The following is a 15798-nucleotide window of genomic DNA, read 5'->3' as shown; positions in this document are numbered from 1 at the left end:
GCCGGAAACCCGATTCGCTTTAGGGCTTCTGACTGAATTTCTTGGTTGTCAGCGAGCTTCATGCGGCCACCACTGTAGGAGCGAGCCGCAGGTAGGCGCGGATCTGCTCCATCGTGTCGAAGTGGCCACGGCACACCACCGCGAGATAACCATGGGCATTGAGCTTGCGAATGCGCTCGTGCTGGCTGTCGGAGATCGCAGCGTCATTTGGCGGCGTGGCCTTGAACTCGATGTACAAGCCGAAGTAACCACCGCGCGCCATCGGTAGGACCAGATCGGGAATTCCGGCCTTTACGCCCTGGGCCTTCAATTTCGCCGCAACGGCCTTCACCCGGTGCCCGCCGTTGGGGACGTGAAAGATCAGGTCGGCGACTTCAGGCATGCGGATGCGCAGCTCGGTCAGCAGCGCGGCCTGCTCCTGGCCTTCGCGGTCAATGACCTTCTTGCGCACCGGCTTCAGCGCGAAAGGTTTTATGGTCAAGGCCTTCAATTGCGCTCCCCCCGTGTGATGCGCTCCCGGCGACACAGGCGGCGAATGCCCTCGACGCAACCACCGAAAGTGATCAGCAGGAAGGAAAACCACAGGTGGATCAGAATGTCGTTCATGCAGCCCCCTTTACGGTCAGGATTCCGGCCCCGATCAGGGCCTCATGTGTTTCAGCGATGGCCCGCGGCATGTCCGACCAATCAACGTCGCCGGCGGCGCGGCCATCGATGACGTCATGGCAGGCGCTGCAGGCGTAAACCGCCACGGTGTCGAAGCCCTTCATGCCCATGCCCTTCTGCCCGCACGGCAGGTGTGCGAGAACGGTCGTGGCCGGGTTGAAGTTGCAGACGCTCGGCAGGCGGACGGTGCAGTCCTGGCCGTTGGCCGAGGCGCGCAGCTTCTTCGAGGTCACCTTCATTCCGGATCCCTCGACCGCTGCTCCAGCTCGATCAGCAACTCAAGGAAGTGTTTCGCTTTTTCCAGATCGGCCAAACCGCCCTTTTCCCGCCAGCGGGTCACGTACTTGATAACGCTGCCTTCTGCGAAGGGGATTCCGTTTGCGTGGATGTACTCGATCGGCTGGATCTTCAGCGACTTGTAATGGCCGCCAGACACTTGTTTTTCGAGCGCGCTCATTTGCACAACTCCAGTGCCTGAGCTTCGGTAAAACCCTGTGCGACAAGGGCGAGAAATTTGGTGCGGGTAAATTTGCAACCCAGCTCAACGTACTCAAGATGGATCTCGATGTTGAGCTTTAGCTCTTCCAGCTCGAAACGCTTCTTGTCGAAGTCGCCAAGTAGCAGGTTCAATTTGTCGTTCATCGAGAAGCTCCGGCGCGGCGAGCGCGCAGTTCGGCCAAGGCCTTGTTCCCGACTTCGGGGGTACGGCGTTCTTCCGCTCGAGCTGGAAGCGCCAAGGGCATTTTTTGCAGAGGGAGCCCATCGACCAAGCGGCGAACTGTGATCACGTAATTGCGCTCGAACAGCTTCTTAGCCAGCGACGTTTCAAGACGGTTCAGGTTCTCGAACCCGGCCTCTTTCGCCGTGTGCCATACCGCGTCGTGGGACCAGGTGGCCTGGCCGGCCATAGATGGGTGGGCATTGCGGCAAGCCTCACGGAAGGCCGCGTGGAGCTCGGGGATACCAAGCATTTCTGGGGTGGGCTGGCACAAGGTGATGAATTTACCAACGCTCGGCGCGAAGTCAGAACCAACCTTCCGACACTGCTCGATGCCGAAGCGGATCTGCTCGATCTTCGTGATTTTTTCTGCCATGAAGGCCTTGGTCCAGGTTGCCTTTGCCGCGTTGATCGCTTCCTGGTCGGGCCAGGCCTGCTTCCACGCTGGGAAGATCGCCATCAGCTCACGGAACAACGCATTGATCACCTGCACGGTGCCCGAATCCGCTTTGAGGGGCACGACCTCTGCAGTCGGAACGTTGGACAGGGATTGCAGCACGTTCGAAACGGTTTTCATCACAGACCTCCTAGGTCATCGCCCCAGCTGGTGTCATTGAAGTCGGGTTCTTGCCCACGCCCAGCGGCCTGAACGCGCTCACGCTTGACCCACTGCACAAGGCGGTAGCACCAGCCGGCAGCGGAATCCAGGGTGTTCGGCTTGGCGCAGTGGAAGCCTTTGAACTTGCGGATGGCTTCATCGGGAACGCAGTCGGCAGGCAGTCCGGCGATGGAAATCTGATCCGACAGAGCCTTGGTCGGTGGAACCCAAGCGGCGAACATGGCGAAGCGTCGATTTGCCGCAGGGCATTCGGCGGCGAACTGCTCTTGCTGCTCGATTTCGTCAGCCAACTCGCGCTGCAGCTGCTCTTCGGTTACCTGATGGTTAAGTGATGGATTGGGTGCAGCCGCTGCACCCCGTTCTGTCTCAGGCTGCACCCCGTTCTGTTGTGAGTTGCACCCCGTTGCGTCATCTGCACCCCGTTTTGTACGGGGTGCAGGATTTGCACCCCGCGATAGTTGGAGGTCGTAAACGACTGGGCGGCGGTCATGACGATCAATGTGCACAGCCGCGATGGCCTGATTGCCTTTCTGGATCAGCCCGGACTTCTCCAGATCGTCCAGCTTGTAGCGAACGGTGCGCTCGGAAAGGCCGGTGTCCTGAGCCAGGGTAGAGGCAGACGGAAAGGCGCCGGCACCATTCGAGCCGGCATAGTTGGCCAGGCACAGCAGCACGTGACGCGCGCTGGAGTCTTTCAGTGACTCGGTGGGCAAAGAGAGCGCCCAGGACATTGCTTGAACGCTCACAGCGTGATTCCTTGAATTTGTTCGGCGAGCGTGACGATGCCCGAGCGGGTAACCATTACTTGCTCAACAACCTTGATGTCCTGCCCTTCCCCGCCACCGACCTTGACCAGCTTGTGCTTCAGCCAGCCATTGTTCAGGCGTGGCTGATAGGCCACCCAGCTTGAATGGGCGGTGCGGCGGTGAATCCAGCGGTTTTGATTGAGCCAGGCGAACAGGTTCGTTGGACGGATGCCGAGAATTTGGGCGGCAGTGGTGATGCAGACGTCGCCGTGGGTTTTCGCGAGGCGATGAAGCGCTTCAACCTTCGGGGCCTGCTTCGCGATGACTTGTTGGAGCTGAAGATTCTGCTCGGCCTGATCTGCTGCGAGCCGAAGAGCTTCGGCAAAGCTGGCCGGGATTTGCAGCTGGCCAACAACGCGGGATTCCAGCTCTTGCCAACGGTCGATGATCTTTGCCCGGATTTTTGCGTTGTAGCCGGAAACAAGAACCAGGCAGTCGCGCTGATCCAAAATGAATTCCGGATAGAGCTGACCGTTCTGTGGGTGCCGGTAGGTGGTCTCCTCAGATTTGAGGACACCCGATGCGAGCAAGCCGCGGGCATCACGCAAAACGTTGTCGTGCGATTTGCCCGTCAGTTCTGCAACTTCGCGAGAAGACATGGTGCTGCGCGACACGTTTTGCGATTGGCCGAAAAGTGTCGCGACATGGCGGGTATTGCCGGGGGTGACGATCGTGTTCATAATGGCCCCTCAAGTGTTTGCGTTGTGAAGAAGCCGGTCTAGCCACCGGCTTTTTTGTGCCTGTCATTTAGGTACTGGATGAATCAACAGCTAAACCCGGAGTAATGCCCTTCCCCTTCAGAGCCTGGATAATCAGCTCAAGGATCAGGCCGCTTGATCCGGAAGACTCGGGCGCAAATCGCGGGCAAGGATTTTTCCACCAGTTACGATCTCTGCCCGCAGCGCGACTTCAGCCGAACAGCCATGAAGTCCTCGAACCCAACCGCTCACCGACCCTTGCTTTACTTTCAGGGCGGTAGCAGTCGCGGCTTGGGAACCGAAATAAGCCACGAGCTTTTTGAAATGTTTGTTCATCAAATCTCCGCCCATATAAAGGGATGCCTTTATGTTATGGAAAGGGATACCTTTTTGCAACTCTAAAGGCTGGCCTATAAATTGGCGGGTATGGAACTCAAAGACAGATTGAAACGCGCACGCAAGAACGCTGGCCTTACTCAGGTCGAGTTAGCGGAGCGCGCAGGTATAAAGCAGGCGTCCGTTTCAGAAATTGAACGCGGGCTTACCAGGACGTCTGGGCATTTAATTAAGTTGGCTCAGATATGCGGTGTCGATCCTGTTTGGTTATCCGAGGGAACGGGATCACCTGAGGGGAAACCCTCAACGAATACCGAAAACGGATACGCGAATGTCGAATCAAACGCGGTGCTTCTCGGCCCCATAGATGTATGGGACGATGACACACCGCTGGATGATGACGAGGTCTATGTGCCGTTTCTCAAGGAAGTCGAATTGTCTGCAGGCGCAGGGATCACGGCCGTCCAACAGTCCCACAAACAGAAGCTGCGTTTTGGAAAGGTGACTTTGCGCCGCCAAGGCGTTCAGCCTTCAGAAGCAGTATGCGTTACGGTTTCTGGGAACAGCATGGAACCGGTTTTGCCTGATGGAAGCACAGTTGGTGTAGACCGTGGCACTACCACTATCACCGATGGGAAAATGTACGCGCTGGACCACGGCGGACAGCTCCGGGTAAAAACCCTTTACCGGTTGCCTGGTGGCGGGATTCGGATGCGCAGCTTCAATCGTGATGAACATCCCGATGAAGAGTACACGCCTCAAGAAATGCTTCAGAAGGAAATTGCAGTGCTGGGTCGGGTCTTCTGGTCCTCCGCCCTCTGGTAATTTTCTGCTTACTGGCTGAACAGATCCCGCCTTGTGCGGGATTTTTTTCGTCTCATTAAAAAAATAAAGGCATACCTGTTGACTCAAAATAAAGGCTGCCCTATATTTTGCCCATCGCCGGATAACAACCGGCCAGATGGAAGGCAGCGATGAACCGGCCTCAACGGTTCAGAGGGTTGGCAACTGACCCAGGTGTGCAGCGTAAAGCACCGCAAACAGTTATCCGGCGGACTGAGTCGCGGCCGGACGAACAACTTGATTGAGCCCGTACCGCGCCAGCAGCGCCGAAGGGACACGGAATTTTTCACTGATGCACCTGGTTGGCCGGGTGCATTGGGAAAACAACCGGGAGTCAACGCGATGGAATCACAAATCGTAAATGGCGCATGGAAGGGTCACCTGGGTCGCGGCCTCGCGCCGAGAGAGCTTCAGTTCCTTCTGTGGGTTGCCCTTGGGCTTACCGCCAAGGAAATCGCACGGGAAGCCGGCATATCACCGGCCACCGTCGCCAAGCGCCTCACCAACGCAATGTTCAAGCTCGGCGTCACCCGCCGCGCCGCTCTGGTCGCCGAAGCAATGCGCCGCCAGATCATCTCGCCGATGTGCTTCGTCCTGGCCACGCTGATGACCATGAACGCCATCACCAACATCCAGTCAGTCGAACCAGCTCGCCGCGATCGCCGGCCGCCTTCAGTTCGAATCGCCCAGATCCGCATTACACGTCGCGCCGAAACGCTCGAGCGCGCCGCCTAACCCACACCCCAAGGAAAAATCATGATCGAGCTCGGACAGAAAGCGGAGGACACGATTACCGGCTTCTACGGCGTCATCACCGCGCGTGCCCAGCAGCTTAATGGGCCAGATCAATACCGCCTGCAGCCTCCTTGCGCGCTGAAAAACAACGTGCTGCTTCAACCCGAGTGGTTCGACGAAGACCGGGTTCGCATCCTGAAAGACCGCTATCGCGGGTAAAGGACAGCATCACTTCTGCACTTTGGCAACAGGGTGCAGCGGGATGACAACCGAGGATCAGCCATGAACGTAGAACCCGCTCAAGAAGCACTTTCCATTGGCATTGAGGGTGATCACCTGGTGATCCGAATCGGTGTCGACTGCCTCTGCAACATCACGGAGATGGCAGACACCTGGCCTGCCAAGAACGAAGACGGCGAACCCTGCAAGATTCTCGACCGAGCGCAGTTCCTCAAGGAGCTCGTGGGAGAGCTTGAACGGGACGACGAGCAAGGCGCCACATCGATCCATCTCGCGTTTGACCAGGCTGCGCTCGGCGTAATGGAGAGCGGTAGCGAAGCCGTTGAATTGCCGTACGACTGAACAACCAGCGCCACGTCAGCCTGACGTTAACTGCCCGAGCACCTGGTACTCCCCAGCACCAGGCCGCATCGGAGTGGACGTTGTGACAATGCAAGCGCCGTGATTGCAAAGCGGAGTGCTTCAGCGTCCACCCCGATGCGGACGAATCTCCGGCTTATACCGGCCACCTGCATCGCAGATGAACCGCCGAGCGCGGGAATTGCCCATCCGTCCCCGGATACCTGATCGCGGCTGTAGAGCTGAAAGCGCGACGAGGTGATAACGCCGGGAGCAGGAACGGTTCGCCTAGCCTGCCATCTGCAACAACCATTGAGAAACGGTGGCCACTGCCAACCCAGTGAGCGAACAGACGGAGGATTGGCAGCCATGTAACAGCCCAACCGAAGCCCGCCCTCATGGCGGCACATCGCGTTACGTAGGGAGGTCTACTTGACGCAAACAAAAGCCCGGGTGATCTCGGGCTTTTTTTCGCCTGCCTTTATCCGTCAGCACTCTCCCCTGCGCCCAACGGCAACCAGCAGGCGGACCGAGTGCTGACGAATACAGGTGAACCAAATCAAAGGAGACATTCATGAGCGAGCAACGAGCGCCATATCCACGGTCGGCAGACAACGCTGATCAGATGAACCTGCCCGAGGGCAAGACCTGCGGCGATTGCGTGCATTGCCGTCGCTGCACGCTGATGTTCGGCCACATCCCTGCTGATGAATCGTGCGATTGGAGCCCATCGCGCTTTCGTGAAGCGGTCATAGCAACCGCCTAACCCCAAACACTGGAGGTCGTCATGCACCCATCAATGCAACAACGCAATGCCGGACTTGCCGCCCTCCGTGTGCGGGCAAGCATCGCAACCACTGAGCTCTACGCCATGATCGGCAAGGATCAGCCCGTGCCCGAGATTCGCTACCAGGTTCAATCGAAGGGCAACGCCTTCCATATCGTCGAGCGCTCCACCGGCAAGGTGAAGGGCTTCCGCTGGACGTGGAAAGATGCCATCAACTTCGCCCAGGTACTCGAAGCGCGCGCCGACGGCATCAAGGTCTCACTGTCAGGTGAACTGAAATGATCGGCGTACCAATGCCCAACCCGCGGGATTCAATCATCGCGACCCTGAGCCAGCAGCTGGACCAGTTCTTCGGCGCCGGCCGCACCGTGCAGGAAATCGAAGCAGGCGTCAGCGGTGAGGTAAGCCTTTCCGGCGCCAGCGGCCACAGCGAACGCCTACGTAATGAGCGCACCAAGCTCGCTCCCATGCTCAAGGCCTTGGCAGCGACCGGCATCACCTCCAGCGCAGCAGCAACTCAAACCCGCATCCGGCAAAAGCGCATCGAGCTGATAGCCAAAGAGAACGGCTTTAAGTTCGCCTCGCCCAAATGAAGCGCATCAGCAACCAGGTGCGCCAGCGCCGACGACAGACATGGCTGGATCTACCGGCCCACGGAATTGAAGAGGCAGGCCATGGCCGAGGAATTGGAGCTGGAGCAGGAGCCGACGGCGGAAGCACTCAAGCAGCGACGGAAGCGCGAGAAATCAGCGTTGAAGGATGCCGCACTCGGCATTGGGAAATTTCAGATCGAAGTGGCCGGGGTGTTCAAGCCTGACTTGCAGCGAGTGATGAAGTCCCACGGCATCAACAACCAGCAGGACATTCACCAGCGGTTGCTGATGAACCTGATCGCCGCCGACTTCGAAACCCAGGCCAAGATGCTGCAATGTGTCACGACACCTTTTGTCATTACCGAAAAGGTGTCGCGACTCATCAAGGAAGCCGGCATGAAGTCGCTCACCGACGATCCGCCAGAGCCTGAAGACGAAATTGAAACCCCGCAATAAACACACGCACGCTGCGCAACCGGTCGGAGTGTTTTATTTACCGACCCCTAGTGCAATGATCGAAATTATCAGGCTGATCACAGATATTGGTACCGCTAACCCTTGGTTTTTGTTGCAGAAATCTAGCACCTTGTCTTTCACCGACATCGCAGCGCGCTTATATCCAGCGTCAGTCAGAAAGAAAGACGTTTTTTGGTCATACACAACGTAACCGCTGGCCTCAAGTTCTTGCATGATGTCAATGAAACGATGCCTTATGACGTTCCCCTCCTGCTCCTGAAGTTCCGGCATGTCTCCTACATAAACTTCAGCACTCGTAATGTATATGGGGAACTCACCCAAATTGCGAACGCCGTGCCCAAAGCGATGGATGTACTTGTCGTAAATAATTCCTAAAAGTTTTGACTCCATCACTCTCGATATCTTTTTTGTTATCACGCCGCTCTCCTTGATCCGGCTCCATGCCGGGCCGAACACAAATACCCCACTTCTACGAATCACGCCAGCCGGCGAGGATCCCCTATGTCCGCACAACAGAAGAAACACCACTTCGATTTCAAAACTCAATACGGACTCGGCTTCAGCACTCAGGACGATGAGATCGTTGTCGACTTCTTCTGTGGTGGTGGCGGCGCCGGTACCGGGCTGGAAATGGGCCTGGGCCGCGCGGTGAATGTCGCGAAGAATCACAGTCCTCAGGCGATCAGCATGCACACCGTGAATCACCCGGGCGCTGTGCACTACACCACCGACGTGTTCGACGGTGATCCGGATACTGAATGCGGCGGCAAGGCAGTAGGTTGGTTTCACATGTCGCCAGACTGCACGCACCACAGCCAGGCCGCCGGCGGCCAGCCCCGCAAGCGCGAGATCCGGAACCTGTCGTGGATCGGCCTGAAGTGGGCCGGCAAGAAGAAGCCGCGAGTCATCAGCCTGGAGAACGTGAAACAGATCCTCCAGTGGGGTCCACTGATCGCCAAGCGTTGCAAGGCCACCGGCCGCGTGGTGACTCTCGACCTGGTGCCGCACCCGACCAAACCGAAGAGCATGGTGAACCGCATCGCAGACCAAGGCGAGGTGGTACCAGTGGACAATCAATTTCTCGTTCCTGATCCGTCACGCCGCGGGCAGACATGGGCCGTCTTCGTGGCCGAACTAGAGCGCCTGGGTTACGACGTTGAGTGGCGAGTGATCAAGGCCTGCGACTTCGGTGCACCGACCAGCCGTGAGCGACTGTTCATGATCGCTCGATGCGATGGACAGCCGATTGTGTGGCCTGAGCCGACCCACGCGAAGAACCCCGTCAAAGGCCAGAAGAAGTGGCGCACCGCCGCCGAGTGCATCGACTGGACAGTGCCGAGCAAAAGCATCTTCGGTCGGCCGAAGCCGCTGGCCGACGCCACCCTGCGCCGGATCGCAAAGGGTATGAAAAAGTTCGTCATTGATGCCGCGGACCCGTTCATTGTGCCGATCGCGAATTGGTCCGGCGAAAGCGTCCAGTCCGCAAATGACCCGCTACGCACCGTGACCTCTTGGCCACGCGGCGGATCATTCGCCATGGCCAGCCCGATAATCGCGCCAGCCACGCACCAGGGCAGTGACCGGGTCAACGATCCGCACGCCCCGCTGCCGACGGTGACCTGCGCGAATCGTGGCGAATTGACGCTGATCAGTCCCACCCTGATTCAAACCGGTTATGGCGAGCGCGAGGGCCAGCATCCGCGAGTGCCGGGACTCGACCAACCGCTGGGCACAGTAGTCGCCGGCGGCGTGAAACACGCACTGGCCGCGGCACATCTGGTGAAGTTCCGATTTGCTGATGAGGGAAAGGCACTCGACGAGCCGCTACCGACCATCACCAGTGGCGGTAACTATCAGCGCCCGGCCGGCGCTGCGCACGCCATGGGAATCTCGACGGTGTTCATGGCCCAGATGAATGGTGGCTTCAACACCACAGCCGCCAAGAGCATAGAGGACCCGATGACCACGGTGACCAACACCGGCAGCCAGCAGCAGTTGGTGACCGCCAACCTGGTGCACCTGCGCGGCAACTGCGATGCGCGGAACGCCGCCGACCCGCTGCACACCATCAGCGCCGGCGGCACTCACCACGGGCTGGTCACCGCGTTCATGGAGCGTCAGTTCGGCGCCAGCGTTGGCCAGGCAGTGGACGAGCCAGCGCCGACCATCACGGCCGGAGGTGGCGGCAAGAGCTCACTGGTCGAGTTCCAGCTCTCGCCAGAGGTTGAAGCCGGTGCACTGCGCGTCGCCGCGTTCCTGATCAGTTACTACGGCACGGAGAACATGAGCGCTGCCGATGCGCCAGCACCAACGATCACCACCAAGGATCGCCTCGGCCTTGTCACCGTGACAATCAAGGGCACCCCCTATGTGATCGTCGACATCTGCCTGCGGATGCTGCAACCGGCCGAGCTCTACAAGGCTCAGGGCTTCCCGGCTGACTACATCATCAGCCACGGCGCCGACGGCAAGCCATTCACCAAGACCCAGCAGGTGCATATGTGCGGCAACAGCGTCAGCCCGCCGCCGATGGCTGCTCTGGCTCGCGCCAACGATCCATGGCGAATTGCCGAACGCCAAGCCGAAGCAGCGTAACTCACCCACTCCACCGCCCGGGCATGACCCGGCATAGGACGCCCCATGCCCACAGAAAACAAACTCGCTCTGAAGCGCCAGCGCGCCGAGCACGTCAATCAGGCTATCCGGATAATCGCCGACCACGGCCGCCGATTCTTCTACAGCCAGGCGGTAAATCGCTACGCCAGCATGGAAGTCGATCACCGCGGCAAGGTGTGGATCATTGACGACTACAGCGGCAAGCGCGTCTTCACGCATGAAACAGTCTGGGGTGGCCGGTGGCGCGGGTTCAGTCATGGCGGCACGCTGCGCAGTCTGGTCGAAGCCTTTCGCGATTACATCTGCACCGGTGAGCCGCTGAACCGTGGCTATCTCGGGCCTGAACGGTTCGAAGACAGCAATATCTGGGGTTACGACGAGGCTGGCATGAAGGCTGTGCGCGAGCAGGCCGGCGCCCTTCCCGTTTTCCGTCAACCAGTCCTGGAGGCTGCATGATCAATCTCTTCTGGCGCCTAGTCGCCAAGCTGCTGGCCCGCCCGGCCATTGCCGCTTGGCTCATCGCCCGTGCCCAGCGCACCCCGTACCTGCACATCATGTCTGCCGACGGCGCCGAGATGTACATGGGCCGCTGGTGGCTGTTCAACCCCTACTCCCGAACCACGCATAAGCCGGCGCTCTGGTGGTTCCCGTGGTCCTTCCGTATCCACCACATCATGCGGCCGGACGAAGATCGGGATCTGCATGACCACCCGTGGAATGCGAGGACGATCATCCTGCGCGGCTGGTACACGGAACAGCGGCTGCTCGATCACGACGACCCGGTTCTGCTCGGGCGCACCCTGCCCACTGGTTACCAAGCCACCGAGCACCTCGATCGCCAGCCAGGCGACACCGCTCGCCTGAACCACGGCGAATACCACCGCATCGACCAGGTATCCCCCGGCGGCGTCATCACCCTCTTCATCACCAGCAAGTGGCGCGGTGACTGGGGCTTTCTGGTCAACGGCGTCAAGGTCCCTTGGCGCACCTACACGGGTACGGACAATTGAGGGGGTTCAAGGTGAGCGAGCCAAAAATTATTTATCTCGGCCCGGCGTGCGAGGCTGATAGCGGAGATCTCAGGATGGACAGGCAGTGGAAGCTTGTACCGGTAGAGCCGACCGAAACCATGGTGATCAACGGCTTTGAATCGGAACCAGACGAGTGCTTCACCGACGAGGAAGTGTGGGAGCAGTACCAAGAGATGAGCGGCTGCCAACAAGCGGCGTTCCGCGCGAAGCTTTGCTGGGCGGCCATGCTCGGATCTGCTCCCTCCGCGCCAACCGATGGGCAAATCGAAGTAGTCGCTGTGGTCAATGAGCAAGGCGAGTACTTCAAGGAAACATTTGTTGAGCATCGTCCGGGGATTGACCGGCTGCTCGTGGGAACTGAGCTGGTAGACCGCGCCCACGTCATCCGGCTCATCGCCGAGCGTGACGCACTGCAGCTGCGCCTGAACGCAGCGGATCAGCGGATTGATGAGCTGACTCAGCAGCACCCGGAGGACGGTCAACTGCTGATCGACGACCACCGGCAGTTCATCGCCGGTGAATATGAAGACCTCGTCGACCAGGCGTCCGACTTTCAGGATCGAGCCTATGCCTTGGGGATTGTCCGAGGCAAGCTTAAAGCCGCTGCTGCAATCATCGGCATCGAGTCGATGCCTCCAATGGAGTACGACGAGCCATGAGCCTGCCGTACGAGAATGCAACCAGCGGCGACAAGGCCTTCGCTGAAATTCAGAAGATCCTTGGCCGGTTCGGCTGCGACAATTACGGGATCATGCACAAGGCGAAAGAGCAGATCACCCTGGTGCAGTTCGAGCACCACGGCCGCACCGTACAACTGCCCGGCCACTGGGGTGGTTACGCTACAGCCTGGCTCCGCGAGCACCCGCATAGCAGCAGAATGCGCTCAACACCGGCTGAGCACATGCAGAAGGCAGCCGATGTCGCCCAAATCGCCGTGTGCTCACTGCTGCGAGACTGGGTGAAAGCCCAGGTCACCGCCGTCGAATGTCAGCTGATGACGTTCGAAGAGGTGTTCATGCCTCACATGTTGCTGCCCGATGGCCGCCGGATGGTTGAAGCAGCACAGAAACTCCTGCCACCAGCGCAGTAACTCCCTCCCCCTTCAAAGTCAGCCGCTATAGCGGCAAGGACAGGTATTGCCCAATGGAAAAGCCAGTCAATGAAAAGTGGTCTATCAGTGGCAAGAACGGATCGTGGGACTACAACAGCCTCGCCGATCTGATCCGCGACAACTACGGCAGCGCCAGTGAAGGTACAAGCTTTGGCCCCGGCCTCGGTAACGGGCTGGCCATAGGCGACACGATTTCTCGCGGCACTGAATGCAAGGATGACCCGGCGGGCTACTTACCTGACGCGAACCAGATCACGGAAATCATGTGGGATAACGCTGCATCCGGCGATGCGGGCGAGTGGGTAGACGATTATCCATCCATAGATAAGTCCGCACTGATTGATCTTGAGGCAGCCCTTGAGCCACTTAAGGCATGGGCACGGAAGTACTGCCAGCCGGATTTCTTCACGGTTAAGGACATCGTTCCGTACACGGTTACCGCTGAGGATGTCAGGAATGTCAGCCGGCAGGTGTCGCCATGATCCTGAAAGCAATGGCTGTCAGCGCCTGCATCTGGGGCGCCATCTTCCTCTCTGTCGCAGCGGTGGCCACATGATCATCCCAATAGCAGCCCCGCTCTACATGCTCTGGCTCATCTACAAGGGGCCGTGGCGATGAGTGATGCACCGATTGAACCGCAAGAATACCTGTACGGCGTGAAGGTCGTGCAGATCGAGGACATCCGGGTGGCTCGCGGCATGACCCGGCGCCCTGCTTCCTCCTGCCGGCACAAGCAACTCGTCTATGACGAAAAAGAGCGGCGCGTCTGGTGCAGCGATTGCGAGGCGGAGGTCGAGCCATTCGACGCGTTCACCAACCTGGTTGAGAAGTTCAGCGCCGCGGCATCCCGAATTAATCGCCGCTCGGCGGAGCTGGCTGAGGCTGAGAAGTTCCAGATCCGAAGCCGGGCCGCAAAGGTGATGGACGAAGCCTGGCGCAGTACGAAGATGGCCCCGCTCTGCCCGCACTGCAATACCGCCATCCTGCCCGAGGACGTTGCCGGCGGCGTTGCCAGTACATCGAAAGCCTTGGTTGCAGCGGCGCGCAAACGCCAGCAGACGACAAAGTCCTAACCCCTCTTCCACCTACCAGCCTGCCGGTGAACGGCGGGCGAGGAATCCCTGTGTCTGAATTGAAAGTAATGGCGGCCGAGGCCGCGCTCAAGAAGATGGTGCAAAGCTCGCACTTCAGCATCTGCACGCTCGACACCATCATAAAAATGATGGATGTGAAACCAGACAGGGAGGCTTACAGCATCCTGCACACCCTGCACTGCGTCGACTACAACCAGATGCGCCCCGAGCTGCTTCAGGCTCTACCGGATCTGATTGCCACGGTTTTGCGTTCGCCCTCGTTCGAGGCCAGCCGAATCAACATCGTTGCCGACGGCACCGGCCTTCGCCTCATCAAACACTGACCCCACCTTATGCCGCCACGCGGCGCGGAGCATCATCATGGCAAAAGTTCTGGCCCAAATTACGGTCAAGCTGCCGCGCCTCATGGAGGCCGGCGAATACAGAAAGCTGCGGTACGTCGGCGGAAAGCCGAGCCTGCAACAGTTGAAAAAATGGATTGAGGAAGGCGAAGTGATTGGAGAGGTAAAAGGCGGGATGTATTTCGTCGATGTGCAGGCAGCGATTATGGGTTCGAGTGACCCGCTGCTGGCCAAAATGCTGGAGATCGGGTGATGGCTGCCCGGCCGCGCACGCTTCAAAACAAGAAGCTTCCGCCAAACCTTTACCCGAACGGTAAGTATTGGCGGTACCGAAACCCCGTCACCGGCGTGATGACCAGCATCAACCGGCCGCTGGAGGAAGCGATCAAGCTGGCCAGGGCGGCAAACTTGAAGTTCGCGGAGCTGGTCGTGGACGACGGATCGCTGCTCGCTGTCCTGACTGGGGATCGATTGCCGATCGTCAGCAACCTGCTGCAGCGTTTCACGGACGAGTGGCTGCCGGACAAGGGTTACGCCGCCCGCACCTTGGAGGAAATCAAATTCAAGCTCGAGCGGTACCGGCAGGACTTGGGCGAAAGGCTCATTGGGCAGCTCGACGTGCTGGCCATGGCTGAATACTTGGACCAGTTCAGCAACAACGCCTACACGAAGCATCGCGGTCTGTGGGTGCAAATCTTCGCCTTCGCCGTTGCCAAGGGCCTGGCCGAGCGCAACAACGCCGAGCTGACTCTGGTGAAGAAGGAGGCGGAGAAGAAGCGCCAGCGGCACACGCTCGAAGGACTGATGACGATCATTGATGCCGCGACCACGCCACCGTGGCTGAAGCGTGCCGTCCGCCTGGCGCTGGCCAGCCTTCAGCGCCGCGAGGACATCGTTACCTGGTTGAAGTCGGCCGTCGACATGGACAAGAACACGCTGACAGTCTCGCCCGGGAAGACCCAGGGCTACGAAAACCCGGTTCACCTGAAGATCACCATGGGAGCCGCGTTGCGTGAGGTGGTCGGTGAGTGCATGCGATCGCCGATCGTGTCGCCGTACCTTATCCATTACAAGCCGAAGGCGCGCCGACGGGAGCAGATCGACGCAAAGGACCATTGGACGTCGGTGACCCCGGATTACCTGACCAAGGAGTTCAGCAAGGCCAGGGACGCCGCGCACGCCTACGACCAAGTGCCGAAGGGTGAGCGCCCCACGTTTCACGAGATTCGCGCTTTAGGGGCATGGCTGTACGAGCAGCAAAAATTCCCGCAGGAATACATCCAGGCGCTGATGGGGCATGCGGACGAGAAAATGACGAAGCACTATCAGGAGGGGCACGACGAAAAGAAGATCGAGTACCTGGAGGTGGGCGCCGAATTGGCGTTCTGAGGTGGGAGTTTTGCAAAAGTTTTGCAAAAGTTTTGCAAATCGCAGAATGCAAAAAGGGGTCACCGTTCCCGGTGACCCCTCTAGACCGCCCAGCAGAGCGGATTTTGTTTGGTAGGCGCGATTGGACTCGAACCAACGACCCCCACCATGTCAAGGTGGTGCTCTAACCAACTGAGCTACGTGCCTGCTGTGAGGCGGCATTCTACGGAATTCCGGAGGGGTGTCAACACCTTTTTTCGAGCTAACCCTATGAATATGCAAAATATTTAATTTCGCCGCTGCAAAGAAGATTTTCCCGTGGCTGGCGGTGGTTTTTTAACTCGGGTAGGATCGACGCACTCGTAAAATATATTAAACAG

The 15798-nt window shown here is 58.9% G+C and carries 27 protein-coding genes and 1 tRNA gene; 18 read left to right on the top strand and 10 right to left on the bottom strand.

Features of this window, described 5'->3' with window-relative positions; all coding sequences use genetic code 11:
* Nucleotides 1-58: 58 nt before the first annotated feature.
* From V6Z53_RS12735 to V6Z53_RS12700, 8 genes are all read right to left on the bottom strand, one after another.
* Complete coding sequence (locus V6Z53_RS12735) at nucleotides 59-490, bottom strand: VRR-NUC domain-containing protein (RefSeq protein WP_338585855.1); 432 nt, start codon at nucleotides 488-490, stop codon at nucleotides 59-61.
* Nucleotides 491-602: 112 nt separating this feature from the next.
* Nucleotides 603-905, bottom strand: a complete 303-nt coding sequence (locus tag V6Z53_RS12730) for a nuclease domain-containing protein (protein WP_338585854.1) — start codon at nucleotides 903-905, stop codon at nucleotides 603-605.
* Nucleotides 902-1123, bottom strand: a complete 222-nt coding sequence (locus V6Z53_RS12725; protein ID WP_338585853.1) for a DUF3310 domain-containing protein — start codon at nucleotides 1121-1123, stop codon at nucleotides 902-904. Before V6Z53_RS12725 ends, V6Z53_RS12730 begins: the two co-directional genes overlap by 4 nt.
* Complete coding sequence (locus V6Z53_RS12720; protein WP_338585852.1) at nucleotides 1120-1308, bottom strand: hypothetical protein; 189 nt, start codon at nucleotides 1306-1308, stop codon at nucleotides 1120-1122. The genes V6Z53_RS12725 and V6Z53_RS12720 overlap by 4 nt, the downstream gene beginning before the upstream one ends.
* A complete protein-coding gene (locus tag V6Z53_RS12715; protein ID WP_338585851.1) occupies nucleotides 1305-1961 on the bottom strand; it encodes a replication protein P in 657 nt (218 codons plus the stop codon). Before V6Z53_RS12715 ends, V6Z53_RS12720 begins: the two co-directional genes overlap by 4 nt.
* Nucleotides 1961-2734: a helix-turn-helix domain-containing protein gene (locus V6Z53_RS12710; RefSeq protein WP_338586488.1), complete on the bottom strand. Its 774-nt coding sequence runs from the start codon at nucleotides 2732-2734 to the stop codon at nucleotides 1961-1963. The genes V6Z53_RS12715 and V6Z53_RS12710 overlap by 1 nt, the downstream gene beginning before the upstream one ends.
* Before the next feature lie 11 nt (nucleotides 2735-2745).
* Nucleotides 2746-3489 carry a phage regulatory protein/antirepressor Ant gene (locus tag V6Z53_RS12705; protein WP_338585850.1) on the bottom strand — a complete coding sequence of 248 codons (744 nt, stop codon included), beginning with the start codon at nucleotides 3487-3489 and terminating at the stop codon, nucleotides 2746-2748.
* Nucleotides 3490-3633: 144 nt separating this feature from the next.
* A complete protein-coding gene (locus V6Z53_RS12700) occupies nucleotides 3634-3843 on the bottom strand; it encodes a YdaS family helix-turn-helix protein (protein ID WP_338585849.1) in 210 nt (69 codons plus the stop codon).
* Nucleotides 3844-3933: 90 nt separating this feature from the next.
* Here V6Z53_RS12700 and V6Z53_RS12695 point away from each other — a divergent pair, with 90 nt between their 5' ends.
* The 8 genes from V6Z53_RS12695 (at nucleotide 3934) to V6Z53_RS12660 (ending at nucleotide 7836) form a co-directional block, all read left to right on the top strand.
* A complete protein-coding gene (locus tag V6Z53_RS12695; RefSeq protein WP_338585848.1) occupies nucleotides 3934-4668 on the top strand; it encodes a helix-turn-helix transcriptional regulator in 735 nt (244 codons plus the stop codon).
* A 360-nt stretch (nucleotides 4669-5028) separates the two neighbouring features.
* On the top strand, nucleotides 5029-5421 hold the full coding sequence (locus V6Z53_RS12690) for a helix-turn-helix transcriptional regulator (protein ID WP_338585847.1): 393 nt from the start codon (nucleotides 5029-5031) through the stop codon (nucleotides 5419-5421).
* A 21-nt stretch (nucleotides 5422-5442) separates the two neighbouring features.
* Nucleotides 5443-5640 carry a hypothetical protein gene (locus V6Z53_RS12685; RefSeq protein WP_338585845.1) on the top strand — a complete coding sequence of 66 codons (198 nt, stop codon included), beginning with the start codon at nucleotides 5443-5445 and terminating at the stop codon, nucleotides 5638-5640.
* Between the two features lie 63 nt (nucleotides 5641-5703).
* Nucleotides 5704-6003 (top strand): hypothetical protein, encoded by a 300-nt coding sequence (locus V6Z53_RS12680; RefSeq protein ID WP_338585843.1) that lies wholly within the window; start codon nucleotides 5704-5706, stop codon nucleotides 6001-6003.
* 571 nt (nucleotides 6004-6574) lie between these two features.
* On the top strand, nucleotides 6575-6766 hold the full coding sequence (locus V6Z53_RS12675; RefSeq protein WP_150733428.1) for a hypothetical protein: 192 nt from the start codon (nucleotides 6575-6577) through the stop codon (nucleotides 6764-6766).
* 21 nt (nucleotides 6767-6787) lie between these two features.
* A complete protein-coding gene (locus V6Z53_RS12670) occupies nucleotides 6788-7069 on the top strand; it encodes a hypothetical protein (protein WP_338585842.1) in 282 nt (93 codons plus the stop codon).
* Nucleotides 7066-7380 carry a hypothetical protein gene (locus V6Z53_RS12665; protein ID WP_338585841.1) on the top strand — a complete coding sequence of 105 codons (315 nt, stop codon included), beginning with the start codon at nucleotides 7066-7068 and terminating at the stop codon, nucleotides 7378-7380. Before V6Z53_RS12670 ends, V6Z53_RS12665 begins: the two co-directional genes overlap by 4 nt.
* A gap of 81 nt (nucleotides 7381-7461) precedes the next feature.
* Nucleotides 7462-7836, top strand: a complete 375-nt coding sequence (locus V6Z53_RS12660) for a hypothetical protein (protein ID WP_338585840.1) — start codon at nucleotides 7462-7464, stop codon at nucleotides 7834-7836.
* A 33-nt stretch (nucleotides 7837-7869) separates the two neighbouring features.
* Here V6Z53_RS12660 and V6Z53_RS12655 read toward each other — a convergent pair whose 3' ends face one another.
* Nucleotides 7870-8403 carry a hypothetical protein gene (locus tag V6Z53_RS12655; protein ID WP_338585839.1) on the bottom strand — a complete coding sequence of 178 codons (534 nt, stop codon included), beginning with the start codon at nucleotides 8401-8403 and terminating at the stop codon, nucleotides 7870-7872.
* Between V6Z53_RS12655 and V6Z53_RS12650 the strand changes: the two genes are divergently transcribed.
* The 10 genes from V6Z53_RS12650 to V6Z53_RS12605 all read left to right on the top strand — a co-directional run bounded on the left by V6Z53_RS12650 (nucleotide 8359) and on the right by V6Z53_RS12605 (nucleotide 15439).
* Nucleotides 8359-10452: a DNA cytosine methyltransferase gene (locus tag V6Z53_RS12650; RefSeq protein ID WP_338585838.1), complete on the top strand. Its 2094-nt coding sequence runs from the start codon at nucleotides 8359-8361 to the stop codon at nucleotides 10450-10452. The two genes, V6Z53_RS12655 and V6Z53_RS12650, sit on opposite strands and share 45 nt — an antisense overlap.
* A 45-nt stretch (nucleotides 10453-10497) precedes the next feature.
* Complete coding sequence (locus V6Z53_RS12645) at nucleotides 10498-10929, top strand: hypothetical protein (protein ID WP_338585837.1); 432 nt, start codon at nucleotides 10498-10500, stop codon at nucleotides 10927-10929.
* Nucleotides 10926-11483 (top strand): hypothetical protein, encoded by a 558-nt coding sequence (locus V6Z53_RS12640; protein WP_338585836.1) that lies wholly within the window; start codon nucleotides 10926-10928, stop codon nucleotides 11481-11483. Before V6Z53_RS12645 ends, V6Z53_RS12640 begins: the two co-directional genes overlap by 4 nt.
* 11 nt (nucleotides 11484-11494) lie before the next feature.
* Nucleotides 11495-12163: a hypothetical protein gene (locus tag V6Z53_RS12635; RefSeq protein WP_338585835.1), complete on the top strand. Its 669-nt coding sequence runs from the start codon at nucleotides 11495-11497 to the stop codon at nucleotides 12161-12163.
* Nucleotides 12160-12594, top strand: a complete 435-nt coding sequence (locus V6Z53_RS12630) for a hypothetical protein (protein ID WP_338585834.1) — start codon at nucleotides 12160-12162, stop codon at nucleotides 12592-12594. Before V6Z53_RS12635 ends, V6Z53_RS12630 begins: the two co-directional genes overlap by 4 nt.
* A 53-nt stretch (nucleotides 12595-12647) precedes the next feature.
* Nucleotides 12648-13097: a hypothetical protein gene (locus tag V6Z53_RS12625; RefSeq protein ID WP_338585833.1), complete on the top strand. Its 450-nt coding sequence runs from the start codon at nucleotides 12648-12650 to the stop codon at nucleotides 13095-13097.
* 132 nt (nucleotides 13098-13229) lie between these two features.
* Entirely contained in the window at nucleotides 13230-13688 is a 459-nt protein-coding gene (locus tag V6Z53_RS12620; RefSeq protein WP_338585832.1) for a hypothetical protein, read from the top strand.
* 50 nt (nucleotides 13689-13738) lie between these two features.
* Nucleotides 13739-14032 (top strand): hypothetical protein, encoded by a 294-nt coding sequence (locus V6Z53_RS12615; protein ID WP_338585831.1) that lies wholly within the window; start codon nucleotides 13739-13741, stop codon nucleotides 14030-14032.
* A 37-nt stretch (nucleotides 14033-14069) separates the two neighbouring features.
* On the top strand, nucleotides 14070-14303 hold the full coding sequence (locus V6Z53_RS12610) for a hypothetical protein (RefSeq protein WP_223511471.1): 234 nt from the start codon (nucleotides 14070-14072) through the stop codon (nucleotides 14301-14303).
* Nucleotides 14303-15439: a tyrosine-type recombinase/integrase gene (locus tag V6Z53_RS12605; protein WP_338585829.1), complete on the top strand. Its 1137-nt coding sequence runs from the start codon at nucleotides 14303-14305 to the stop codon at nucleotides 15437-15439. The genes V6Z53_RS12610 and V6Z53_RS12605 overlap by 1 nt, the downstream gene beginning before the upstream one ends.
* A 109-nt stretch (nucleotides 15440-15548) precedes the next feature.
* On the opposite strand, the gene V6Z53_RS12600 is transcribed toward V6Z53_RS12605, so the two are convergent.
* A tRNA-Val gene (locus V6Z53_RS12600) sits at nucleotides 15549-15625 on the bottom strand.
* Nucleotides 15626-15798 lie beyond the last annotated feature (173 nt).

Origin of the sequence: Pseudomonas sp. MAG733B (assembly GCF_036884845.1) — a bacterium.
Classification (GTDB): Bacteria; Pseudomonadota; Gammaproteobacteria; order Pseudomonadales; family Pseudomonadaceae; genus Aquipseudomonas.
This window is presented reverse-complemented; position numbering and strand designations above follow the sequence as displayed.

Excerpts from the sequence above, each read along its gene's own strand:
- V6Z53_RS12730 (WP_338585854.1), bottom strand. The coding sequence starts at position 905 with ATGAAGGTGACCTCGAAGAAGCTGCGCGCCTCGGCCAACGGCCAGGAC.
- V6Z53_RS12725 (WP_338585853.1), bottom strand. The coding sequence starts at position 1,123 with ATGAGCGCGCTCGAAAAACAAGTGTCTGGCGGCCATTACAAGTCGCTG.
- V6Z53_RS12720 (WP_338585852.1), bottom strand. The coding sequence starts at position 1,308 with ATGAACGACAAATTGAACCTGCTACTTGGCGACTTCGACAAGAAGCGT.
- V6Z53_RS12715 (WP_338585851.1), bottom strand. The coding sequence starts at position 1,961 with ATGAAAACCGTTTCGAACGTGCTGCAATCCCTGTCCAACGTTCCGACT.
- V6Z53_RS12710 (WP_338586488.1), bottom strand. The coding sequence starts at position 2,734 with ATGTCCTGGGCGCTCTCTTTGCCCACCGAGTCACTGAAAGACTCCAGC.
- V6Z53_RS12705 (WP_338585850.1), bottom strand. The coding sequence starts at position 3,489 with ATGAACACGATCGTCACCCCCGGCAATACCCGCCATGTCGCGACACTT.
- V6Z53_RS12700 (WP_338585849.1), bottom strand. The coding sequence starts at position 3,843 with ATGAACAAACATTTCAAAAAGCTCGTGGCTTATTTCGGTTCCCAAGCC.
- V6Z53_RS12695 (WP_338585848.1), top strand. The coding sequence starts at position 3,934 with ATGGAACTCAAAGACAGATTGAAACGCGCACGCAAGAACGCTGGCCTT.
- V6Z53_RS12690 (WP_338585847.1), top strand. The coding sequence starts at position 5,029 with ATGGAATCACAAATCGTAAATGGCGCATGGAAGGGTCACCTGGGTCGC.
- V6Z53_RS12685 (WP_338585845.1), top strand. The coding sequence starts at position 5,443 with ATGATCGAGCTCGGACAGAAAGCGGAGGACACGATTACCGGCTTCTAC.
- V6Z53_RS12680 (WP_338585843.1), top strand. The coding sequence starts at position 5,704 with ATGAACGTAGAACCCGCTCAAGAAGCACTTTCCATTGGCATTGAGGGT.
- V6Z53_RS12675 (WP_150733428.1), top strand. The coding sequence starts at position 6,575 with ATGAGCGAGCAACGAGCGCCATATCCACGGTCGGCAGACAACGCTGAT.
- V6Z53_RS12670 (WP_338585842.1), top strand. The coding sequence starts at position 6,788 with ATGCACCCATCAATGCAACAACGCAATGCCGGACTTGCCGCCCTCCGT.
- V6Z53_RS12665 (WP_338585841.1), top strand. The coding sequence starts at position 7,066 with ATGATCGGCGTACCAATGCCCAACCCGCGGGATTCAATCATCGCGACC.
- V6Z53_RS12660 (WP_338585840.1), top strand. The coding sequence starts at position 7,462 with ATGGCCGAGGAATTGGAGCTGGAGCAGGAGCCGACGGCGGAAGCACTC.
- V6Z53_RS12650 (WP_338585838.1), top strand. The coding sequence starts at position 8,359 with ATGTCCGCACAACAGAAGAAACACCACTTCGATTTCAAAACTCAATAC.
- V6Z53_RS12645 (WP_338585837.1), top strand. The coding sequence starts at position 10,498 with ATGCCCACAGAAAACAAACTCGCTCTGAAGCGCCAGCGCGCCGAGCAC.
- V6Z53_RS12640 (WP_338585836.1), top strand. The coding sequence starts at position 10,926 with ATGATCAATCTCTTCTGGCGCCTAGTCGCCAAGCTGCTGGCCCGCCCG.
- V6Z53_RS12630 (WP_338585834.1), top strand. The coding sequence starts at position 12,160 with ATGAGCCTGCCGTACGAGAATGCAACCAGCGGCGACAAGGCCTTCGCT.
- V6Z53_RS12625 (WP_338585833.1), top strand. The coding sequence starts at position 12,648 with ATGGAAAAGCCAGTCAATGAAAAGTGGTCTATCAGTGGCAAGAACGGA.
- V6Z53_RS12620 (WP_338585832.1), top strand. The coding sequence starts at position 13,230 with ATGAGTGATGCACCGATTGAACCGCAAGAATACCTGTACGGCGTGAAG.
- V6Z53_RS12610 (WP_223511471.1), top strand. The coding sequence starts at position 14,070 with ATGGCAAAAGTTCTGGCCCAAATTACGGTCAAGCTGCCGCGCCTCATG.
- V6Z53_RS12605 (WP_338585829.1), top strand. The coding sequence starts at position 14,303 with ATGGCTGCCCGGCCGCGCACGCTTCAAAACAAGAAGCTTCCGCCAAAC.